The organism is Streptomyces sp. NPDC002055, from assembly GCF_040296705.1.
Lineage (GTDB): Bacteria > Actinomycetota > Actinomycetes > Streptomycetales > Streptomycetaceae > Streptomyces.
Genome location: NZ_JBEOXS010000070.1, coordinates 15882 through 35610 on the forward strand (window position 1 = coordinate 15882; position 19729 = coordinate 35610).

Consider the following 19729-nt stretch of genomic DNA (forward strand, 5'->3'; position numbering starts at 1 on the left):
CCGGCTGCCGGAGCCTCTCCCGCCCCGGATTCCGGATCCCCGGTGCGGCCCGGGTGGTGTCGTGGCCGGTGCCGTGGCCGGGCCCGATGCGGGAGAACGCGGCCGGCTGAATTACCGTGGCTCCGTTTTCGGTCGGATCGACACAGCGCCCGCAGGGGCACGTCAGGAGTTCGCACATGCGCCTCGGAGTGGGTTGGAAGCTGCACGGTGACGGGAGGACTCCCGCCCCGGGCGCGGTGGTCCGTCCCGACGAGCGGCTGTCCTGGGGGCGCACCATCGGCCTCGGTGCCCAGCACGTGGTGGCGATGTTCGGCGCGACCTTCGTGGCGCCCGTGCTGATGGGCCTCGACCCGAACCTCGCCGTCCTGGTCTCCGGCGTCGCCACGATCTTCTTCCTGCTGGTCACCCGCGGAAAGATCCCCAGCTACCTCGGCAGCAGCCTGTCCTTCGTCGGGGTCGCCGCGATCATCGCGAAGGAGGGCGGCTCCGCCGCCACCCTCACCGGCGCGCTGCTCGTCGTCGGCGCCGTGCTGTTCGCCTGCGGCATGGCCATACGGGCGCTGGGGGCCCGGGTCATCCACGCGGTGCTGCCGCCCGCGGTGACCGGCGCGGTCGTGATGCTGATCGGCTTCAACCTGGCCCCGGTCGCCGCGGGCACCTACTGGCCCACCGACCAGTGGACGGCCCTGGCGACCCTGCTGTTCACCGGCTTCGCCCTGGTCGCGCTCCGCGGCTTCTGGAACCGGATCGCCATCTTCCTGGGGCTGGTCTTCGGCTACGTCCTCTCCTGGGTGCTGGACCGGATCTTCGGGCGGATCAACTCGCCCATCGGCGGCGGCAAGGCCACCGACCACTGGCGGCTCGACCTCAGCGGCGTCGCCGAGGCGGACTGGGTGGGGCTGCCCACCCTGCACGCGCCCAGCTTCGAGGTGTCGGCCGTCCTCGTCGCCCTGCCGGTCGTGATCGCCCTGATCGCCGAGAACGCGGGCCATGTGAAGGCGGTCGCCGAGATGACCGGCGACTCGCTGGACGACCGGATGGGCACCGCCATCGCCGCCGACGGCGCCGCGTCCGTGCTGTCGACCTCGGTCGGCGGCCCCGCGACCACCACCTACGCCGAGAACATCGGCGTGATGGCCGCCTCCCGCGTCTACTCCACGGCCGCCTACTGGGCCGCCGCCCTGTTCGCGATCCTCTTCGGGCTGTGCCCGAAGTTCGGCGCGGTCATCGCGGCCGTGCCCGGGGGCGTGCTCGGCGGCATCACCGTCATCCTCTACGGCATGATCGGCCTGCTCGGCGCCAAGATCTGGATCGAGAGCGGGGTCGACTTCGGCAACCCGCTCAACCTGGTGCCCGTCGCGGCCGGAGTGATCGTGGGCATCGGCAACGTCACCCTGGAGTTCACCGACTCGTTCTCGCTGAGCGGCATCGCGCTCGGCACCCTCATCGTCCTCACCGGCTACCACGCCCTGCGGTACTTCGCCCCGGCCCATATGAAGCAGGAGAAGGCCCTGTTCGACGCGACGGTGCCGGGCGACGAACCGGAGCGGGTGTAGGACCCCTCAGCCCGCTGCCCCGCTGCCCCGCTGCCCCGCCGCCCCGCTGCCCCGCCGCCACGTCGGCCCACGCCGATCCGGCGGGGGCGGACGGGGCGGGCAGCGGGCGCGCCCGGTCGAGTCGGCGGGGCGACCGGCCCGTCGCGCCGTGGCCGCGATGGCCGCGGGAGCGCGTACGGATCTACTGTGGAGACATGTCCAGGGACGTCAGGCCACGGCCGGGCACAACACGACCGGGCGCAACACGACCGGGGACGGCCTGCGGCGCGTGCGGGCAGCCCGTCGACACGGTGATCCGCGGACGCCGGAAGGTTCTGGGTGCCTTCGTGCCGGTGTGGGGTCCGGGGCCATGCCGCAACCCCGACTGCGCCCGGAGCGTGCCCCCGCGGCCGGCCGGTCAGGGCGACGGTCCGGACGCGGCGGAGGACCACAAGGCAGGTCCGGAGGAAACCGGCTCAGGTCCGGAGGAAACCGGCTCAGGGCCGGACGACACCGGCTCAGGTCCGGACGAGGGGCCACCCGGCTCGCGGACGCCGCCGTCCACACCGGGAACGTCCGCCCCCGGAACGCAGCCGCCCCCGCCCTGATCCGGTGCCGGGTGCCCCGCCTCCCGTCGCCGGGGGACCGGGGGACCGCGGACCGGTCCGGCGTCCGGCGGCCCTGCGGCCCGTCCGCGTCACCGCCGTTCGGCAGGAGCCTCCCGGACCGCCGGCGCCCCCGCGCCGCGCCCGTCCGCCCGCAGCACCCCGGCCCCCAGCACCAGCCCGGGCCAGCACGGTGCCCAACCGCTACGCCTCCGCCCCAGGTGGGACCGCGCGGGTCGGCCGCCGGGCGGGAACCCCGCCCGGCGGCCGATAATCGAAGACATGGAGGCGCGGCTCGACGACGTCAGCGGCCCCGCCCGGCTGGCCGCTCCCGACGAGGGCATCACACCGGAGGAACTGGCTCTCGCCGCCCGCAACCACGCCATGCCGCTGGAAGCCCTCCGCTACGACGTCACCCCGCCCGGCCTGCACTACGTCCTGGTCCACTACGACATTCCGCATGTGCCGCCGGACCCCTGGACGCTGTCCGTGGAGGGCCATGTCGGGCACGCGCTCAGCTTCGACCCGGCCGATCTGCACGACTACCCGGCCGTCACCCAGCGGGTCACCCTGGAGTGCGCCGGCAACGGCCGCGCCCGGCTGGAACCGCGCCCCGTGAGCCAGCCCTGGCTGGTCGGGGCCGTCGGAACCGCCGACTGGACCGGCGTACCGCTGCGGCTGCTGCTCGACGAGGCCGGGATCCGGCCCGGCGCCGTCGACGTGGTCTTCACCGGCGCCGACCACGGCGTGGAACGCGGCGTCGAGCAGAACTACCGGCGCAGCCTGCCGCTGGAATTGGCCACCGGCGACGACCCCGAGGTGCTCGTGGCGTACGCGATGAACGGCGGGCCCCTGCCGCCGCAGCACGGCCACCCGCTGCGCCTGGTCGTCCCCGGCTGGTACGGCATGGCCCACGTGAAGTGGCTGCGCGACATCTTCGTCGCGGACACGCCCTTCACCGGCTACCAGCAGACCGAGGCCTACCGGATCCGTCAGGAGGCCGACGAGCCCGGCGAACCCGTCACCCGGATCGCCCCGCGGGCCCTCCTCGTACCGCCCGGGTTCCCCGACTTCATGTCCCGGGTCCGGGTCGTCCGGCCCGGTGTGGTGCCGCTCGAAGGGCGGGCCTGGTCCGGCCGCGCCCCGGTCACCGCCGTCGAGGTGAGCACCGACGACGGCCGGACCTGGGTCCCCGCCCGGCTGGCGCCCGGCACCGCCCACCGCTGGGCCTGGCGCGGCTGGCACCACACCTGGACCGCGACGCCCGGCCGCCATGTGCTGACCGTCCGCGCCACCGACGCCGAGGGGCACGGCCAGCCGCTCGAACAGCCGTGGAACCGTGGCGGCTTCGCCAACAACCTGGTCCAACGCGTCCCCGTGGTCTGTCCGGAGGCCACGGAGCGTCCGCCGGAGTGACCGAGTGCACAGGAATCCGGTCTCCTCCCCGGCCCGGGACCATGGCACACTGGCCCTGTACCAGTGACGTCAGCGCACTCCGGGGTCGGTGAAAGTCCGAACCGGCGGTTACAGTCCGCGACCCGTCCGCATCCAGCGGCCGGTTGACCAGGTGAAATTCCTGGACCGACGGTTAAAGTCCGGATGGGAGGCAGTGCGCGGCGGGCGAAGCACCGGTGCGCCGCCGCTCGGCGGAGCCGTTCTCCTGTGGGGGCGGATCCGTGTATCCCGGCCTCGGCGTTCCCGATGTTGCGTTCCGCTGTTGTCATCTCGACAGCCCCGGAGTCCGTGCCCGAAGAGGCAGGAGGACCCGGTGGCCACCGCAGCCCCCGATGAAGTCGCGGCGATGCGCCGTGCCATCGCACTCGCTGCCCGCGGACTCGGCTCCACCAGCCCCAACCCCGTCGTCGGATGCGTCGTGCTGGACGCCGCCGGACGCACCGTGGGCGAGGGCTGGCACCGGCGGGCCGGCGGCCCGCACGCGGAGGTCGAAGCGCTGCGCGAGGCCGGGGAGCGGGCCCGTGGCGGCACCGCGCTGGTCACCCTGGAGCCCTGCAACCACACCGGCCGCACCGGACCGTGCGCCCAGGCACTCCTCGACGCCGGGATCGCCCGGGTCGTGTACGCCGTCGCCGACCCCAACCCGGCCGCCACCGGCGGCGCCGCCACACTGGCCGCCGCCGGGGTCGACACCGAGGCCGGGCTGCTCGCCGAGGAGGCCGAGGCGGGCAACCTCGCCTGGCTGACCTCCGTGCGCCGCGGCCGGCCGTTCGTGCTCTGGAAGTACGCCGCCACCCTCGACGGCCGGGTCGCCGCCGCGGACGGCACCAGCCGCTGGATCTCCTCGCCCGAGTCCCGCGCCGACGTCCACCGGCTGCGGGCCCACGCCGACGCCGTGATCGTCGGATCCGGCACCGCGCGCGCCGACGATCCGCAGCTCGGCGCCCGCCTCCGGGACGCCGCACTGCTGGACTCCGGGATCACCCAGCCGCTGCGGGTCGTCGTCGACAGCAATGCCACCGCCGTCAAACCGGGCGCCCGGGTGCTCGACGGCACGGCGCCCACGCTGATCGCCGTGGCCGACGACGCCGACGCCGGGCACCTCGACGGACTCGCCCCCGTGCTCCGGCTGCCCCGGGCCGCCGGCCGGGGCCTGAGCATCCCCGCCCTGCTCGCCGCCCTCCACGAGCGCGATGTGCGCTCGGTCCTGCTGGAGGGCGGGCCGACCCTCGCCGGGGCCTTCACCGCCGCGCACGCCGTCGACCAGGTCGTCGGCTACCTCGCTCCGGCCCTGCTCGGCGCCGGGCCAGCGGTCCTCGCCGACGCCGGAATCGGCACCATCGCCCAGGCGTTGCGGCTCGACATCACCGAGACCGCCCGGCTCGGCCCCGACCTGCGCATCACCGCCGTTCCCACCGCCACCGCCATCGCTCCCGAGGAGAACTGACGTGTTCACCGGAATCGTCGAAGAACTGGGTGAGGTCACCGCCGTCGAGCTGCTCGGCGACGCACCGGACGGTGCCGAGGGCGCCGCCGCCCACTCCGCTCGCTTCCGACTGCGCGGCCCCGTCGTCACCGAGGACGCCAAGCACGGCGACTCGATCGCCGTCAACGGCGTCTGCCTCACCGTCGTCGACACCGCCGACGGCGAGTTCACCGCCGATGTGATGGCGGAGACCCTGAACCGGTCCAGCCTCGGCGCGCTCACCACCGGCTCCCGGGTCAACCTCGAACGGCCCATGGCGCTCGGCGGACGGCTCGGCGGCCACCTCGTCCAGGGACATGTGGACGGGACGGGCACCGTCCTGGAGCGGACGCCCGCCGAGAACTGGGAGATCGTCAAGATCTCGCTCCCGGACGGCCTCGCGCGGTACGTCGTGGAGAAGGGCTCCATCACCGTCGACGGCATCAGCCTCACCGTCGTCGACGCGGGCGGCGACTTCTTCACCGTCAGCCTGATCCCCACCACGCTCGCCCTCACCACCCTCGGCATCAAGCAGCCGGGCGACCCGGTCAACCTCGAGGTGGACGTCCTCGCCAAGTACGTCGAGCGGCTGCTCGGCGCGGGCGCCGGCACCGCCGGAGCGGCTGCGGCGCTCACCGCGGAGGCCGCGCGGTGAGCGCCGTCGACTGGCTCAACGGCCAGGCCTTCGTGGCCTTCGACCAGAAGGTCATCTGGTCCGACATGATCGGCAACACCATCGGCCTGGCCGCCCTCGCCCTCGGCTGGCGCCGCTCCATCTGGACCTGGCCCGCCCAGCTGCTCTCCGGCGTGATCCTCGTCGCGGCCTACGCGTCCGCCCAGCTCAGCGGCGGCGTCGGCAAGCAGCTGCTGGTCATCGGCGTCGCCGCCTGGGGCTGGACGCAGTGGCGGCGCGGCCGGCGCGACCACGGCGGAGAGGTCGCCGTACGGTTCGCCACCGGGCGCGAGCGGCTGGTCCTCCTCGGCGGGACCCTGGCGGGCACCCTCGCCGTCGGCGGCCTCTTCACCGCCCTGCCCGAACTGTCCTGGAACCCCTGGCCCGACGCGTACATCTTCGTCGGCACCCTCGCGGCGATGGTCGCCCAGGCCCGCGGCCTGGTCGAGTTCTGGTTCGCCTGGGTCCTGGTCGACCTGGTGGGCGTCCCCCTCGCCTTCAGCAGCGGACTGGCCTTCTCCGGCCTGGTCTACGTCGTCTATCTCGTGCTCGTCCTGTGGGGCATGCGCGACTGGTGGCTGCGCTCGCGCGCGAGCCGCGCCACCGCCCTGGAAGGAGCAGCGGCATGACCGCACTGCAGAGCTGGTACGACGGCGAGGACCTGGCCCTCGACCCCGTCGAGCGGGCGATCGCCGACATCGCCGCCGGGCGCCCGGTCGTCGTCGTGGACGACGAGGACCGCGAGAACGAGGGCGACCTCGTCGTCGCCGCGGAGAAGGCGACCCCCGAGATCGTCGCCTTCATGATGAGCGAGTGCCGCGGGCTGATCTGCGCCCCCATGGAGGGGCCGGACCTGGACCGCCTCGACCTGCCCCAGATGGTCGAGACCAACACCGAGTCGATGGGCACCGCGTTCACCGTCTCCGTCGACGCCACCGCCGCCCACGGCATCTCCACCGGCATCTCCGCCGCCGACCGGGCCGCCACCCTGCGGCTGCTCGCCGACGGCGCGGCCACCACGGACGACTTCGTCCGCCCCGGCCACATCTTCCCGCTCCGCGCCCGGCCCGGCGGGGTGCTCGTCCGCAGCGGGCACACCGAGGCCGGCGTCGACCTCGCCCGGCTCGCCGGCCTGCGCCCGGCCGCCGCGATCGTCGAGATAGCGGCCGAGGACGGCACCATGATGCGGCTGCCCGAACTGGTCCCCTTCGCCCGCAAGCACGGTCTGGCGATCATCTCCATCGAGGACCTGATCGCCTACCGCCGCTCGGCCGAGCCCACCGTCCGCCGCGAGGCGGAGACCCGGCTCCCCACCGCCTTCGGCACCTTCCGGGCGCTGGGCTACCGCTCCACCGTCGACGGGGTGGAGCACATCGCCCTCGTCCAGGGCGACCTCGGCGACGGGGAGGACGTCCTGGTCCGGGTGCACTCCGAGTGCCTCACCGGGGACGTCTTCCACTCGCTGCGCTGCGACTGCGGCCCGCAGCTGCACGCCTCGCTGGGCCGGATCACCGACGAGGGCCGCGGTGTGGTGATCTACCTCCGCGGGCACGAGGGCCGCGGCATCGGACTGCTGTCCAAGCTCCGTGCCTACGAACTCCAGGAGCGCGGCCGCGACACCCTCGACGCCAACCTCGAACTCGGGCTCCCGGCCGACGCCCGGGACTACGCCGCCGGCGCGCAGATCCTCGCCGACCTGGGCGTGCGCAGCGTCCGGCTGATGACCAACAACCCCGAGAAGAGCTCGGCCCTCGTCCGGCACGGCCTCCGGGTCACCGGCCGTGAGCCGATGCCCGTCCAGGCGGGCGAGCACAACCTCCGGTACCTGCGCACCAAGCGGGACCGGATGGGACACGAACTGCCGTGGCTGGAGGAGGGCGCCTCCCTCGCTCCGCTGGGCGGACCCCCGTCCCCCACCTGCGGCAACCAGTGACACACCGCGGTACCCCGCACGACGACGCGGTACCCGCACGAGATCGCAACACCCGCACGAGAACGCAGCACCCCGCACGAGAAGCAACACCCGCACGAGAAGACTCCGGTACGGCACCGGACCGACTCCGGTACAGCACCGGACATCAGCACCGAGGAGAGACGTGAGCGGTAAGGGCGCCCCCGAACTGTCCGTGAAGAACTGCGGCGACCTGCGTGTGGCCGTGATCGCGGCGCAGTGGCACGAGAAGGTGATGGACGGCCTCGTCGACGGCGCGCTGCGCGCCCTGCACGAGCTGGGCATCGACGAGCCGACCCTGCTGCGCGTGCCCGGCAGCTTCGAGCTGCCGGTGGTCGCCAAGGTCCTCGCGGACCGCGGCTACGACGCGATCGTCGCGCTCGGGGTGGTCATCCGCGGCGGCACCCCGCACTTCGACTACGTGTGCCAGGGCGTCACCCAGGGCCTCACCCAGGTCTCCGTCGACACCGGTGTCCCCATCGGCTTCGGCGTCCTGACCTGCGACGACGAGGCCCAGGCCCTGGACCGCGCCGGTCTGCAGGGGTCGAACGAGGACAAGGGGCACGAAGCGGTCACCGCGGCCGTCGCCACCGCCACCACTCTGCGCACCGTCGCCGAGCCCTGGCGCTGACCGCCGCACCGCACAGGCGGCGGGCGCTGCCCGGCGCCCGGACCCGACCCGGTAAATTGAAGGCACCATGGCGAACAAGACATTCGAGGAGCTCTTCGCCGAGCTCCAGCACAAGGCCGCCACCGGCGACCCCAGCACCTCCCGTACCGCGGAGCTCGTGGCCGCGGGCGTGCACACCATCGGCAAGAAAGTGGTCGAGGAGGCCGCCGAGGTGTGGATGGCCGCCGAGCACGAGGGCGATGACCGCACCGCGGAGGAGATCTCCCAACTCCTCTACCACCTTCAGGTGATGATGGTCGCCCGGGGCATCTCCCTCGACGACGTATACGCTCATCTCTGAGCAGCGACGGGGGGAGGGGCGTCCGGCCCTTCCCCTCGTGCCGCTTCCCACCGCGACACCACCAGGCACCACCCCCGAACGTGAAGGAAACCGCTCCATGCTGCGCATCGCCGTCCCCAACAAGGGTTCACTGTCCGAGCCTGCGTCGGCGATGCTCCATGAGGCCGGCTACAAGCAGCGCAAGGACCGCCGGGAGCTGGTCCTGGTGGACGCCGACAACGGCGTGGAGTTCTTCTTCCTCCGCCCCCGGGACATCGCCGTCTACGTCGGCTCCGGCCGGCTCGACATCGGCATCACCGGCCGCGACCTGCTGCTGGACTCCGGCGCGGACGCCGAGGAGATCCTCCAGCTCGGCTTCGCCGGTTCCACCTTCCGCTACGCGACCCGCCCGGGCACGGCCAAGGACGTCTCCGACTTCGGCGGCATGACCGTCGCCACCTCCTTCTCCGGGCTGGTCACCCAGCACCTCGCCGAGAACGGCGTCGACGCCTCCGTCGTCCGCCTCGACGGTGCGGTCGAGACCGCCATCCAGCTCGGCGTCGCCGAGATCATCGCGGACGTCGTGGAGACCGGCACCACGCTGCGCAACGCCGGACTGGAGATCATCGGCGAGCCGATCCTGCACTCCGAGGCCGTCGTCATCCGGCGCACCGGCGCCCCGCTCGACGACCCGAAGATCCAGCAGTTCCTCCGCCGCATGCAGGGCGTCCTGGTCGCCCGCCGCTACGTGATGATGGACTACGACATCCGCGTCGAGCACGTGGAGCGGGCCGTGGCCCTCACCCCCGGGCTCGAATCGCCCACCGTCTCCCCGCTGCACCACGAGGGCTGGGTGGCCGTCCGCTCCATGGTCCCGTCCAAGGACGCCCAGCGGGTCATGGACGAGCTCTACGAGCTCGGTGCCCGGGCGATTCTCACCACCGGCATCCACGCCTGCCGCCTCTGAGACGTCCGCCCGCCTCCGAGACGTCCGCTTGCCTCTGAGATGTCCGCTTGCCTCCGAGGTGGCTGCCCGCCTCGGAGGCTTCCGCCCCCGCACCGCCGTCTCCGCCGCACGAGAAAGACCGCCCCTGTGTCCGCGCCCGCGCCCCTGCCCGAGCTCCCTGTGCTGCCCGTCACGTTCCGGCCCACCCGCACCCGGGTGGTCCTGCTCACCGTGGGCGCGGCACTCTTCGTGGTGCTCGTCGTCGTCGCCCTGCTCCTTCCCGCGCTGACGGCGGGGGAGCGGTCCGTCTTCATGATCACCGGGCTGTTCTTCTTCCTGGTGCTCCTGCTGCTCAGCCGTCCCAAGGTGGTCGCCGCGCCCGACGGGGTGACCGTCGTGAATCTCACCACCACCCGCCGTCTGGCGTGGGCGGAGGTGCTGCGGGTCAACCTCCGGCCCGGCGACCCCTGGGTCCACCTGGACCTGGCGGACGGCACCAGCCTGCCCGCGATGGGCATCCAGCCCGGCATCGCCAAGGCCCAGGCCATCGGCGACGCCCGCACGCTGCGGGCGTTGACCGAGGCGTACGGCACCGGGCAGGACGCGGCCTGAACCCGGCGCGGGCGGTCGTTGAGCGGACCGGCCCGCGCCCGGGCGCCTTCGCAGGCGAATTCCCAATGATTACTCTGTCTTCTGGCGGCGCGATGGGCGCCCCGCCCCGCACCGACCGTGCCGCGCGAATATGCGGGCCGCGGGGCCACCTGCTAACCGAGGAGTGAAACCCCCCGGCGATGGACGGATCGTCCTGTAGTACCTGCGCCGCCCCTCCGATGGAGGCGGCGGCATGACCCTCCCTCTTCTGCTGCTCATTGCGGCATTTGTCCTGATTCTGGCCAACGGTTTCTTCGTCGCCGCCGAATTCGGACTCGTCACCGTGGAACGGCCCGAGGCCGAGCGCGCCGCCGCCGAAGGCGACCGCCGAGCCCGCACCGTGGTGACGGCCCTGCGCGAGCTCTCCTTCCAGCTCTCCGGCACCCAGCTCGGCATCACCATCACCTCGCTGGTGGTCGGCATGCTGGCCGAACCGGCCCTCGCGGACCTCCTCGCCGGTCCGTTCGCCGCCACCGGCCTCCCCGAGGGCGCCGTTCCCGGTGTCGCCGTGGTCGTCGGCATGCTGACCGTGTCCGCGGTCCAGATGGTCGTCGGCGAACTGGTGCCCAAGAACTGGGCGGTCTCCCGGCCGCTCCAGGTGGCCCGGTTCGTGGCCGGCCCGCAGCACGCCTTCTCCCGCTTCTTCCGGCCGGTCATCGCGCTGCTCAACACCGTCGCCAACCGGCTGGTCCGGCTGCTGGGCGTCGAGCCGACCGAGGAGCTGGCCTCCGCCCGCACCCCCGACGAACTCGTCTCCCTCGCCCGGCACTCCGCGCAGGCCGGAGCCCTGGAGCAGGACACCGCCGATCTGTTCGTGCGCACCCTCTCCCTCGGCGAGCTCACCGCGCAGCACGTGATGACCCCGCGGGTGCGGGTCAGCGCCCTGCAGTCCTCGGCCACCGCCGAGGACGTCCTCAACCTCACCCGGGCCACCGGCCTCTCCCGCTTCCCCGTCTACCGGGAACGCCTCGACGAGGTCGTCGGCATGGTCCACCTCAAGAACGCCCTCGCCGTCCCCGCCCACGAGCGGCTGCGCACCCCCGTCGGGCGCATCGCGGTCGCCCCGCTGCTCGTCCCGGAGACCCTGCCGGTGCAGCCGCTACTGGAGCAGCTCCGCAGCGAGCAGCCGATAGCCGTGGTCGTCGACGAGTACGGCGGCACCGCCGGCGTCGTCACGCTGGAGGACATCGTCGAGGAGCTCGTCGGCGAGGTCCGCGACGAGCACGACGGGGACGGCCTCCCCGAACTCGCCGCCGTCCCGTCCGAGGACGCCACCTGGGACGCCGACGGCAGCTGCCGGGTCGACACCCTCCGCCGGATCGGCCTGGAGGTGCCCGAGGGGCCGTACGAGACGGTGGCCGGCCTGGTCGCCGATCTGCTGGGCCGGATTCCCGCCCCGGGCGACACCGCCGAGCTGCCCGGCTGGCGGCTGCGGGTGCGGATGGTCGAGCACCACCGCGCCGAGCGGGTCCGTATCGTCCGGCAGGACAGCGGGAAGGCGGACCGGCGATGAGTCTGCTGCAACTTCTCTTCGCACTGCTGCTCGTGCTGGCCAACGGCTTCTTCGTGGGTGCCGAGTTCGCCCTGGTCTCCGTCCGGCGGAGCCAGATCGACCCGCTCGCCGCGGAGGGCTCCGCCCGCGCCCGTACCGTCATCGAGGGGCTGGAGAGCCTGCCCCAGATGATGGCGGCCGCCCAGTTCGGCATCACCGTCTGTTCGCTGACGCTCGGCGCGGTCGCCGAGCCGACCGTGGCGCACCTGCTGGAGCCGGTGTTCCACGCCGTGCACCTCCCCGAGGGGATGATCCACCCGCTCGGTTACGCCATCGCGCTCGCCGTGGTGGTCTTCCTCCATCTCGTCATCGGCGAGATGGTGCCGAAGAACCTCGCCATGGCGGCCCCCGAGAAGACCGCGCTGTGGCTGGCCCCGGCCCTGGTGGCCTTCGCCCGGCTCTGCCGTCCGGTCACCGCGTTCTTCGGCGCGTGCGCCCGGGCCGTCCTCCGGGTCTTCCGGGTCGAGCCCAAGGACGAGGTGGAGGCGGTGTTCACCAGCGAGCAGCTCGGCCACCTGCTGGAGGACTCCCGGCAGGCGGGGCTGCTCGGCCCGGGGGAGCAGGAGCGGCTCTCCGACGCCCTGGAGCTGGGCAGCCGCCCGGTCACCGAGGTGCTGCTCGACCGTGCCGCGCTCGTCACCGTGGACCCGTCGGCGACCCCGCGGAGCGTCGAGGAACTGACCGTGCGCACCGGCTACTCGCGCTTCCCGGTGGTCGCCCCCGGCGGCGCCTTCATGGGCTATGTGCATGTGAAGGACGTTCTGGAGCTGGAGGAGAACGACCGGGCGGTGCCGCAGCGCGTCTGGCGGCCGATGACCACGCTCCGGGCCGAACTCCCGCTGGACGACGCCCTGACCGTGATGCGCCGGGCGGCCACCCACCTCGCGCAGGTGGCCGACGCCACCGGCCGGGTACTGGGGCTCGTCGCCCTGGAGGACGTGCTGGAAATGCTCGTCGGCGAGGTCCGGGACCCCGCGCACCGCGGCAGCCGGCCGGCGCCGGCCCGCCCGCAGGGCGCGAACACGCCGGAGACGGTGGACGGGCAGCGCACGGCGCCGCGGCCGGAGCAGGTGTCGGGCGGGAAACTGCCCGGCGACCAGCGGCCCAGCGAGCAAGGGGCGATGGCGAGCTGACCGTGCCGTCCGGTGCCCGGCGTCCGGCCGGGCACCGGAGCTCCCTGGCGTCCTGTCCGCGGTGCGGTGGGCCGGGCGGGACGACGATGCCGCGGATGCCCGTCAGCGCGGTGCACCGGGCCGGGGAGCGGAACGGCACCGCGCCCCCGGCATCGAGGCCCCGGCATCGCGCCCCCGGCAATGCGGTGCCGCTCGGCGCCACCGCCCGCCCGCCGGCGAACGGCTGCTGTCGGCGAACAGTTTCCGTCGGCGAACGGCCCCCCGGCCGCGGCGCGGTGGGCCGAAAAGCGGGTGCGGATCCGGTACCCGGTTGACAGCCTGGGACCATGAACGATCCGTATGCCTCCGCCGACCGCTCCGCGTCCCCCGGGACCACGGACTGGACCACCACGCCCGTCACCGCGGACCTCCTGCGGGGTGCGCTCGAACTGGAGCGGACCGAGCACGGGGTGCTGCCGCACCGGCTGCCCGCCCGGGCCCGCGCCCAGTGCGGTGACGGTCAGCTGGCCATCGCGGAGTCCCAGCCCTCCGGCGTCCGGCTGGTCTTCCGCACCCGGGCCACCGCGGTCGAGCTGGACACCCTCCGCACCAAACTGGCGTACCAGGGTGCCCCGGACCGCCCGGACGGTGTGTACGACCTGCTCGTCGACGGCAGCCCGGCCGGGCAGGCCGGCACCACCGGAGGCAACGTTCTGCTGCTGGACATGGCGACCGGAGCCGAGAAGCGGCCCGGTCCGGTCGGCACCGTCCGCTTCCCCGAGCTGCCCGACGGGATGAAGCTCGTCGAGATCTGGCTGCCCCACAACGAGATCACCGAACTGGTCGCGCTGCGCACCGACGCCCCCGTCGAAGCCGTGCCGGACCACGGCCGCAGCGTCTGGCTGCACCACGGCAGTTCGATCAGTCACGGTTCCGATGCCGCGAGCCCCACCACGACCTGGCCCGCGCTGGCCGCCTCGCTCGGCGGTGTGGAGCTGATCAACCTCGGCCTGGGCGGAAACGCCCTCCTCGACCCGTTCACCGCCCGAGCTCTGCGGGACACCCCCGCCGACCTGATCAGCATCAAGATCGGCATCAACCTGGTCAACCACGATCTGATGCGGCTGCGCGCCTTCACGCCCGCGGTCCACGGCTTCCTCGACACCATCCGCGACGGGCATCCCACCACTCCGCTGCTGGTCGTCTCGCCCGTGCTGTGCCCGATTCACGAGGACACCCCCGGCCCCAGCGCCATGGATCTCAGCGAACTCGGCGAGGGCAGGCTCCGGTTCGCCGCGGCGGGTGACCCCGCGGAACGCGCCGCCGGGAAGCTGACGCTCACCGCCATCCGGGACGAGCTCGCCCGCATCGTGAAGCAGCGGGCCGCCGACGACCCGAACCTGCACCACCTCGACGGCCGGGACCTCTACGGCGACGCCGACTTCGCCGAACTGCCGCTGCCGGACGGGATCCACCCGGACGCCGCCGCCCACCGCCGTATCGGTGAGCACTTCGCCGCGCTGGCCTTCGGCGCCGGTGGCGCGTTCGCCGGTACCCGGGCCTGAGGCGCACCACCACCGGCACCGGGTCCGGCGCCGCCCGGTGAAGGCGCCGGGTGCGGGCCGGATGCGGGCCGGATGCGGACGCCGGGTTCCAGGGGTGTGCCGGCCGCGCCGGTGGTGCCTTACGGCGGCCCGAATCCCGTCGGACCGCGGCCCGACAGCACCTCCCCGTACGCCTGCATCAGGTCCGGCAGCCGGAGCGTGGCCAGATCCTCGCGGGTCGGCGTGCCGCTGTAGCCGGACAGCCGCAGATCCCGGTAGGCGCAGCTCTTCTCGTACAGCGTGCGCAGGAAGCGGCCGTTGCCCAGCTCGTCGATCCAGCCCTGGTCGACCACGTGTCCGCTGATGCTGCGCAGTTCCTCGACGGCTTCCTCGTCCCAGCAGTCGCCGTTCTCGGCGGCCAGGACCTCGCCGATCCGGGTCAGCTCCAGCGGCCGGTAGCTGGGGAAGTCGACCCGGGTGGTGAACCGGGAGCCCAGCCCCGGGTTGGTGGTCAGCAGACGGTCCATGCCCTCCGGGTAGCCCGCGAGTATGACCACCAGGCGGTCGCGGTTGTCCTCGGCCCGCTTGAGGAGGACCTGTAAGGCCTCGTCGCCGTAGGCGTCACCCTTGCTGTAGCCGGTGTTGGAGAGGCTGTACGCCTCGTCGACGAAGAGCACGCCGCCCAGCGCCGAGTCGATCAGCTCATTGGCCTTGACGGCCGTCTGGCCGAGGAACTCGCCGACGAGATCGGCCCGTTGGGCCTCCACCAGATGGTCGCCGCCGAGCAGCCCCAGCGCGTAGAAGACCCGGCCGAGGATGCGCGCGACCGTGGTCTTCCCCGTCCCGGACGGGCCGGAGAACACGAAGTGCCGCTTCGGCGGCTGCACGGGCAGACCCTGACCGGCCCGCAGCCGGGCCATGTGGAGCTGCGCCGACAGCGCCCGGACCTGGCGTTTCACCGGCTCCAGACCCACCATCCGCTCCAGTTGCTCCAGCGCCTGCTGGAGCAGTACGGGGTCGGGCGGGCCAGTGGGGAGCCGGCCCGGCTTCGGCTGGACCGGCAGGATCGCCTTCTCGCGGACACCGTCGGCGTCCACCGGCGCCATCCCGGGGATCAGGTCGTCGGCGTCCGGGGTGGTGGACAGATCGCGGCCGTCGGCGGGGCTGTCCGGGATCAGCAGATCCGGGTCGGTCGTCGCGTCGAGCACGTCCTGGCCGATGCCGGCGAGCGAGACCGCGGCGAGGTCCCCGGCCTCGTCCAGACCGTCGCCCTCGGAGATCGCGGCGAGCCGGGCCGCGGTGTCCATGAACGCCGGGTCGACCCGGTGCACGGCCCGGTAGAGCGGCAGCGCCGCGGCGCTGCGGCCCGTCCCCTCGTGCGCGCGGGCCAGCCAGTACCGCAGCTCCTTGCGCTGCGGCTGTTCGCTGCGGCACCGCATCAGCGCCGCCGACAGCAACGGCTCGGCCTGCCCGTACATCTCCAGCCGCACCCGCGCCATGCCGCCGAACAGCCCCGCCTCGATCCCCAGCACCGGGTCGTCGAGCAGCGGCTGGGTGTGCCGTACGAGCTGTTCCCAGTCCTTGACCAGGTAGGCGCGGCAGGCGTGCAGGAAGCGCACCTGGCGGTCGGTGTCCACCGGCGGGCAGCCGGCCAGCGCCCCGTCCAGCTCCGCGACGTGCCGGCCGTCCAGCCAGTGGGAGGCGTGCGCCAGCAGCAGATCGCGCGGGGTCTCCAGCACCGGCTGCACCCACCAGCCCAGCCAGTACCAGGAGTTGAGCGTCCGCCGGTGGCGGGAGCGCTGCTCGCCGAAGCGGTCCCGGTGGAGGTGCATCCGCAGCAGCGCGTTGGTCGTGTCGACCCGCAGGGCGTGCAGGCCCAGCCAGGCGTCGGCCATCCCCGGGTCGATCCGCACCGCCGCCCGGAACTCCTCCTCGGCCTGTGCGTACGCCCCCATCGTGTAGGCGTCGACGGCGCGCAGCCAGGCGAGGTCGGCCGGGGCGTTGGAGCCCTGCTGCATGCCGAAGTCCATCAGGCCCCCCACAACCGTGCCCCCGTGGTGTGCCGCCGGGCGTCTGCCGGGCGGCTGACGTGCCGAACCGCCGCACTGTGGACGGGAGTTGTCGCATCTCCCGTCCGCATCGTACCTGCGGTATCGCCGTCGGCCGAAGAGTGGCGCGCGTACCGGAGCGGAAGCGGAGGGGTGCCCGGCGGGTGGGGGGTGTGCGCCGGGTGGTGACCCTGGGTGAGGGGAGGTGTCGGTGGAGTGCCCGAAATGACGTTCCTGTCCGGGCCGGGGCAGAACGAAGCCCCCGGTCACGGGGGAACAACCGGGGGCTTCGCGTCTGTGGGGGCTTCCGAAGAAGCCGCACGTTGAAAACGTAAGACCTGTACGGCCCCCGGGTCAAGCCGAGTTGAGGCAGTTGCCCGGAGATCTCCCGTGTCCGCCCGGCCGAGCGACGGCCAGGTGGCTACGGAGGGTGAGGGAGTGAACCGTTCATGCGGTCACAGCGGGCCCCGTCCGTACCACGTACCCCTCCGCCCCCTGACGTACCAGAAGATCGGCGTACGGCCGCGACGGATCGGCGGAGAAATGCTGCCGCTCCGCCCGGACCCAGCCGTCCCAGAAGGCCGACAGCTCCGGGCCGTCCCGCAGCCTGCCGCGTTCCCAGGAGGTGTGTTCGGGCACCTCCATCCACAGCAGGCACGCCAGGTACGGCCGCAGCGCCCGGCGCCCGGCCCCCACTCCTTCGAGGAGCACCACCGGCGCCGGCGCGATGTCCTCCTCACGGGTGAACCGCCGCAGCACCCAGTCGTAGACGCCGTACCGCGCGGTGACCCCGTCGGACAGCGGCGCGAGGATCTGCTCACGCACCCGGTCCGTCCAGGCGAACAGCTCCTCATGGGTCGCCAGATCGTCCAGCCGCACCACCGGTGCGCCCCCGAGCGCCGCCGCGAGCCGGCCGGCGAAGGTGCTCTTGCCGGAACCGGCGTGGCCGTCGACCGCGATCAGCCGCACCGGCCCGCAGGACGGGGGCAGCGCACGCAGCCGGGCCGCGGGGGCGTCGAGCCGGCCGGGGGCTCCTGGCAGGGGATGGTCCACACGGCTCACCCTACGGGCCTGTCCGCCCCACCCCGGCGGGCCCCGGGCCCCGCCGGGCCTCCCCGGCGGACGCGGCCGATCTCCCCGGCGGACGCGGCCGATCTCCCCGGCGGACGCGGCCGATCTCCCCGGCGGACGCGGCGGATCTCCACTCGTACGGGGGCGGCGACGCGCCCCCGTCCTCTGGCCGAAGCCTGTCGGAAGCGGCGATAGTTGAACAGCTGTCGTGCACCTGTAGCCCACCGGATGACGACTGGGGGTCCTCCCGCCATGACCAGACCCACTTCCCGCCGCACCCTGCTGACCGCCGCACTGGCGGCCGCCGCCGCCGGGGCCGCCCACCCGGCGCTCGCCACTCCCACCGCCCCGCGCGGCACCGCGACCGACACCGCGACCGACACCGCCGCGGCCACCGGCGCCGGCTCCCGCCCGGACGCCGCCGGCCCGGCAACCGCTGCGGGAAAGGGGGTGGCCCGGGTGGACTACCACGGCTGGACCACGTACACCGACTGGCGGTCCGGCACCGCCAAGGGCACCCGCGCCGTGGCCGGGTCCCGGCACGGCGTCGTCATCGGCACCCCGGCCGGGCGGACGGAGTACACGGATCCGCACACCGGCAAGAAGGCCACCTGGGATTACGCCACCTGGACCGGCCCGGCCCGCAGGCTCACCACCCCGGCGAGCGAACTCGTCGCCTCCTGGAACGCCCACACCCCCGCCGGCACCTGGATCCTGGTCGAACTGCGCGGCACCTACACCGACGGCAAGAACACCCCCTGGTACGTCATCGGCCGCTGGGCCGCCGGTGACGGGGACATCCGGCGCACCTCGGTGGACGACCAGACCGACGGCAGGAGCACGGTCTGGACCGACACCCTGTCGATCGACGACACCGCGAGCAGCCTGCGCATCGCCTCGTACCGGCTGCGGCTCACCCTCTACCGCAAGCCCGGCACCGGCAGCACGCCGAAGGTCTGGCGGCTCGGCGCGATGGCGTCCGACATCCCCGACCGCTTCACCGTGCCCGCCTCCACGCCGGGGCAGGGCGCGGGGAAGGAGCTGAGGCTCCCGCGCTACTCCCAGAACATCCACGTCGGGCAGTACCCGGAGTACGACAACGGCGGCGAGGCCTGGTGCAGCCCGACCTCCTCGCAGATGGTCATCGAGTACTGGGGCCGCAAGCCGACCAAGGACGACCTCGCCTGGGTCGAGCCCGAGTACGCGGACCCGCAGGTCTGCCACGCTGCCCGGTACGCCTTCGACTACCAGTACGCGGGCTGCGGCAACTGGCCCTTCAACGCCGCCTACGCCGCCACCTACCGCGACATGCAGGGTGTCGTCACCCGGCTCGGCTCCCTCGGCGACGTGGAGAAGCTGATCGGCGCGGGCATCCCCGTCATCACCTCCCAGTCCTTCCTCAAGGAGGAGCTGGACGGAGCGGGCTACGGCACGGCGGGCCACCTGATGTGCCTGGCCGGCTTCACGGCAGCGGGCGATGTGATCGCCCACGACCCGGCCGGCAGCAACAACGACGACGTGCGGCGGGTGTACAAGCGGCGAGAGTTCGAAAATATCTGGTTGAGGACCAAGCGGTACAACGCGAACGGCCAGGTCAGGAGCGGTTCGGGAGGGGTCTGTTACCTCTACTTCCCGGCTAAGCCGGCACCGGCTCAGCAGCGGGTACTCGCTGAGTTGGGAATCCGCTGAGCATGTGCTGCCCGAGGGTGGCCTCGATGACCTGACGGCAGCGTTCACTCCCGTCGAGGGTCAGGTGGCCGTAACGGTCCACCGTGATCTTGATCGAGCTGTGGCCCATCCACCGCGACACTTCGTGAATGGACACGCTGTTGCTCAGGGTCACGGTGGCCCACTTGTGTCGCAGGTCGTGTGGATTGTAGTTGGGAAGCCCGAGGCGATTGAGGGCTCGCTTCCAGGACTTACGAAAGAGGTCCGGATAGATCATCCCTCCGACTTGATTCCGGATAGGCAGTGTTTCAAGGGTGCGTAGAGAGCGACGTACTTGCCCGACGAATTCTTGATGCGCACAACTTGCCGTCGACACAGGACCGAGTCCTGCTGGTGGCCGCCTACCCGCCGTCATTCAACGCGGTGCGGGCCCTGGTGGGCGACCAGTAGGCGGACGTCGGAGGGGAGTTGGCGTTGGCCGGTGGACTGGCGTGCGTGTTCCA

17 protein-coding genes and 1 riboswitch are annotated in these 19729 nt (G+C 73.0%); of the genes, 14 read left to right on the forward strand and 3 right to left on the reverse strand.

The window, feature by feature from the left end; translation table 11 throughout:
* Nucleotides 1-176 precede the first annotated feature (176 nt).
* The 13 genes from ABT112_RS29965 (at nt 177) to ABT112_RS30025 (ending at nt 14460) form a co-directional block, all read left to right on the forward strand.
* Nucleotides 177-1556, forward strand: coding sequence for a uracil-xanthine permease family protein (locus tag ABT112_RS29965; protein ID WP_351514894.1), 1380 nt, complete (start codon nt 177-179; stop codon nt 1554-1556).
* An 866-nt stretch (nt 1557-2422) separates the two neighbouring features.
* On the forward strand, nt 2423-3556 hold the full coding sequence (locus ABT112_RS29970) for a sulfite oxidase (RefSeq protein WP_351514896.1): 1134 nt from the start codon (nt 2423-2425) through the stop codon (nt 3554-3556).
* Between the two features lie 70 nt (nt 3557-3626).
* Nucleotides 3627-3757: riboswitch (FMN riboswitch) on the forward strand.
* A gap of 184 nt (nt 3758-3941) precedes the next feature.
* Entirely contained in the window at nt 3942-5042 is a 1101-nt protein-coding gene (gene ribD / locus ABT112_RS29975; protein WP_502975486.1) for a bifunctional diaminohydroxyphosphoribosylaminopyrimidine deaminase/5-amino-6-(5-phosphoribosylamino)uracil reductase RibD, read from the forward strand.
* Nucleotide 5043: 1 nt separating this feature from the next.
* A complete protein-coding gene (locus tag ABT112_RS29980) occupies nt 5044-5715 on the forward strand; it encodes a riboflavin synthase (protein WP_351514899.1) in 672 nt (223 codons plus the stop codon).
* Complete coding sequence (locus ABT112_RS29985) at nt 5712-6362, forward strand: nicotinamide mononucleotide transporter family protein (protein ID WP_351514901.1); 651 nt, start codon at nt 5712-5714, stop codon at nt 6360-6362. Before ABT112_RS29980 ends, ABT112_RS29985 begins: the two co-directional genes overlap by 4 nt.
* Complete coding sequence (locus ABT112_RS29990; protein ID WP_351514903.1) at nt 6359-7666, forward strand: bifunctional 3,4-dihydroxy-2-butanone-4-phosphate synthase/GTP cyclohydrolase II; 1308 nt, start codon at nt 6359-6361, stop codon at nt 7664-7666. Before ABT112_RS29985 ends, ABT112_RS29990 begins: the two co-directional genes overlap by 4 nt.
* Before the next feature lie 163 nt (nt 7667-7829).
* Complete coding sequence (ribH, locus tag ABT112_RS29995; RefSeq protein ID WP_351514905.1) at nt 7830-8315, forward strand: 6,7-dimethyl-8-ribityllumazine synthase; 486 nt, start codon at nt 7830-7832, stop codon at nt 8313-8315.
* 67 nt (nt 8316-8382) lie between these two features.
* Nucleotides 8383-8655 carry a phosphoribosyl-ATP diphosphatase gene (locus ABT112_RS30000; protein WP_251418956.1) on the forward strand — a complete coding sequence of 91 codons (273 nt, stop codon included), beginning with the start codon at nt 8383-8385 and terminating at the stop codon, nt 8653-8655.
* A gap of 97 nt (nt 8656-8752) precedes the next feature.
* On the forward strand, nt 8753-9601 hold the full coding sequence (gene hisG / locus ABT112_RS30005) for an ATP phosphoribosyltransferase (protein WP_351514907.1): 849 nt from the start codon (nt 8753-8755) through the stop codon (nt 9599-9601).
* A gap of 126 nt (nt 9602-9727) precedes the next feature.
* Nucleotides 9728-10192, forward strand: coding sequence for a PH domain-containing protein (locus ABT112_RS30010; RefSeq protein WP_351514909.1), 465 nt, complete (start codon nt 9728-9730; stop codon nt 10190-10192).
* Between the two features lie 232 nt (nt 10193-10424).
* Nucleotides 10425-11744: a hemolysin family protein gene (locus tag ABT112_RS30015; RefSeq protein ID WP_351514911.1), complete on the forward strand. Its 1320-nt coding sequence runs from the start codon at nt 10425-10427 to the stop codon at nt 11742-11744.
* On the forward strand, nt 11741-12916 hold the full coding sequence (locus ABT112_RS30020; RefSeq protein WP_351514912.1) for a hemolysin family protein: 1176 nt from the start codon (nt 11741-11743) through the stop codon (nt 12914-12916). The genes ABT112_RS30015 and ABT112_RS30020 overlap by 4 nt, the downstream gene beginning before the upstream one ends.
* A gap of 326 nt (nt 12917-13242) precedes the next feature.
* A complete protein-coding gene (locus tag ABT112_RS30025; protein ID WP_351514914.1) occupies nt 13243-14460 on the forward strand; it encodes a GDSL-type esterase/lipase family protein in 1218 nt (405 codons plus the stop codon).
* A gap of 119 nt (nt 14461-14579) precedes the next feature.
* Here the strand turns inward: ABT112_RS30025 and ABT112_RS30030 are convergent, their stop codons facing one another.
* Both ABT112_RS30030 and ABT112_RS30035 read right to left on the reverse strand, forming a co-directional pair.
* Nucleotides 14580-16469 (reverse strand): AAA family ATPase, encoded by a 1890-nt coding sequence (locus tag ABT112_RS30030; protein ID WP_351514916.1) that lies wholly within the window; start codon nt 16467-16469, stop codon nt 14580-14582.
* A 465-nt stretch (nt 16470-16934) separates the two neighbouring features.
* Nucleotides 16935-17540, reverse strand: a complete 606-nt coding sequence (locus tag ABT112_RS30035; RefSeq protein ID WP_351514918.1) for a uridine kinase family protein — start codon at nt 17538-17540, stop codon at nt 16935-16937.
* A gap of 270 nt (nt 17541-17810) precedes the next feature.
* Here ABT112_RS30035 and ABT112_RS30040 point away from each other — a divergent pair, with 270 nt between their 5' ends.
* Nucleotides 17811-19247: a C39 family peptidase gene (locus ABT112_RS30040; RefSeq protein WP_351514920.1), complete on the forward strand. Its 1437-nt coding sequence runs from the start codon at nt 17811-17813 to the stop codon at nt 19245-19247.
* Here the strand turns inward: ABT112_RS30040 and ABT112_RS30045 are convergent.
* Nucleotides 19195-19641 carry a tyrosine-type recombinase/integrase gene (locus ABT112_RS30045; protein WP_351514922.1) on the reverse strand — a complete coding sequence of 149 codons (447 nt, stop codon included), beginning with the start codon at nt 19639-19641 and terminating at the stop codon, nt 19195-19197. The two genes, ABT112_RS30040 and ABT112_RS30045, sit on opposite strands and share 53 nt — an antisense overlap.
* Nucleotides 19642-19729 lie beyond the last annotated feature (88 nt).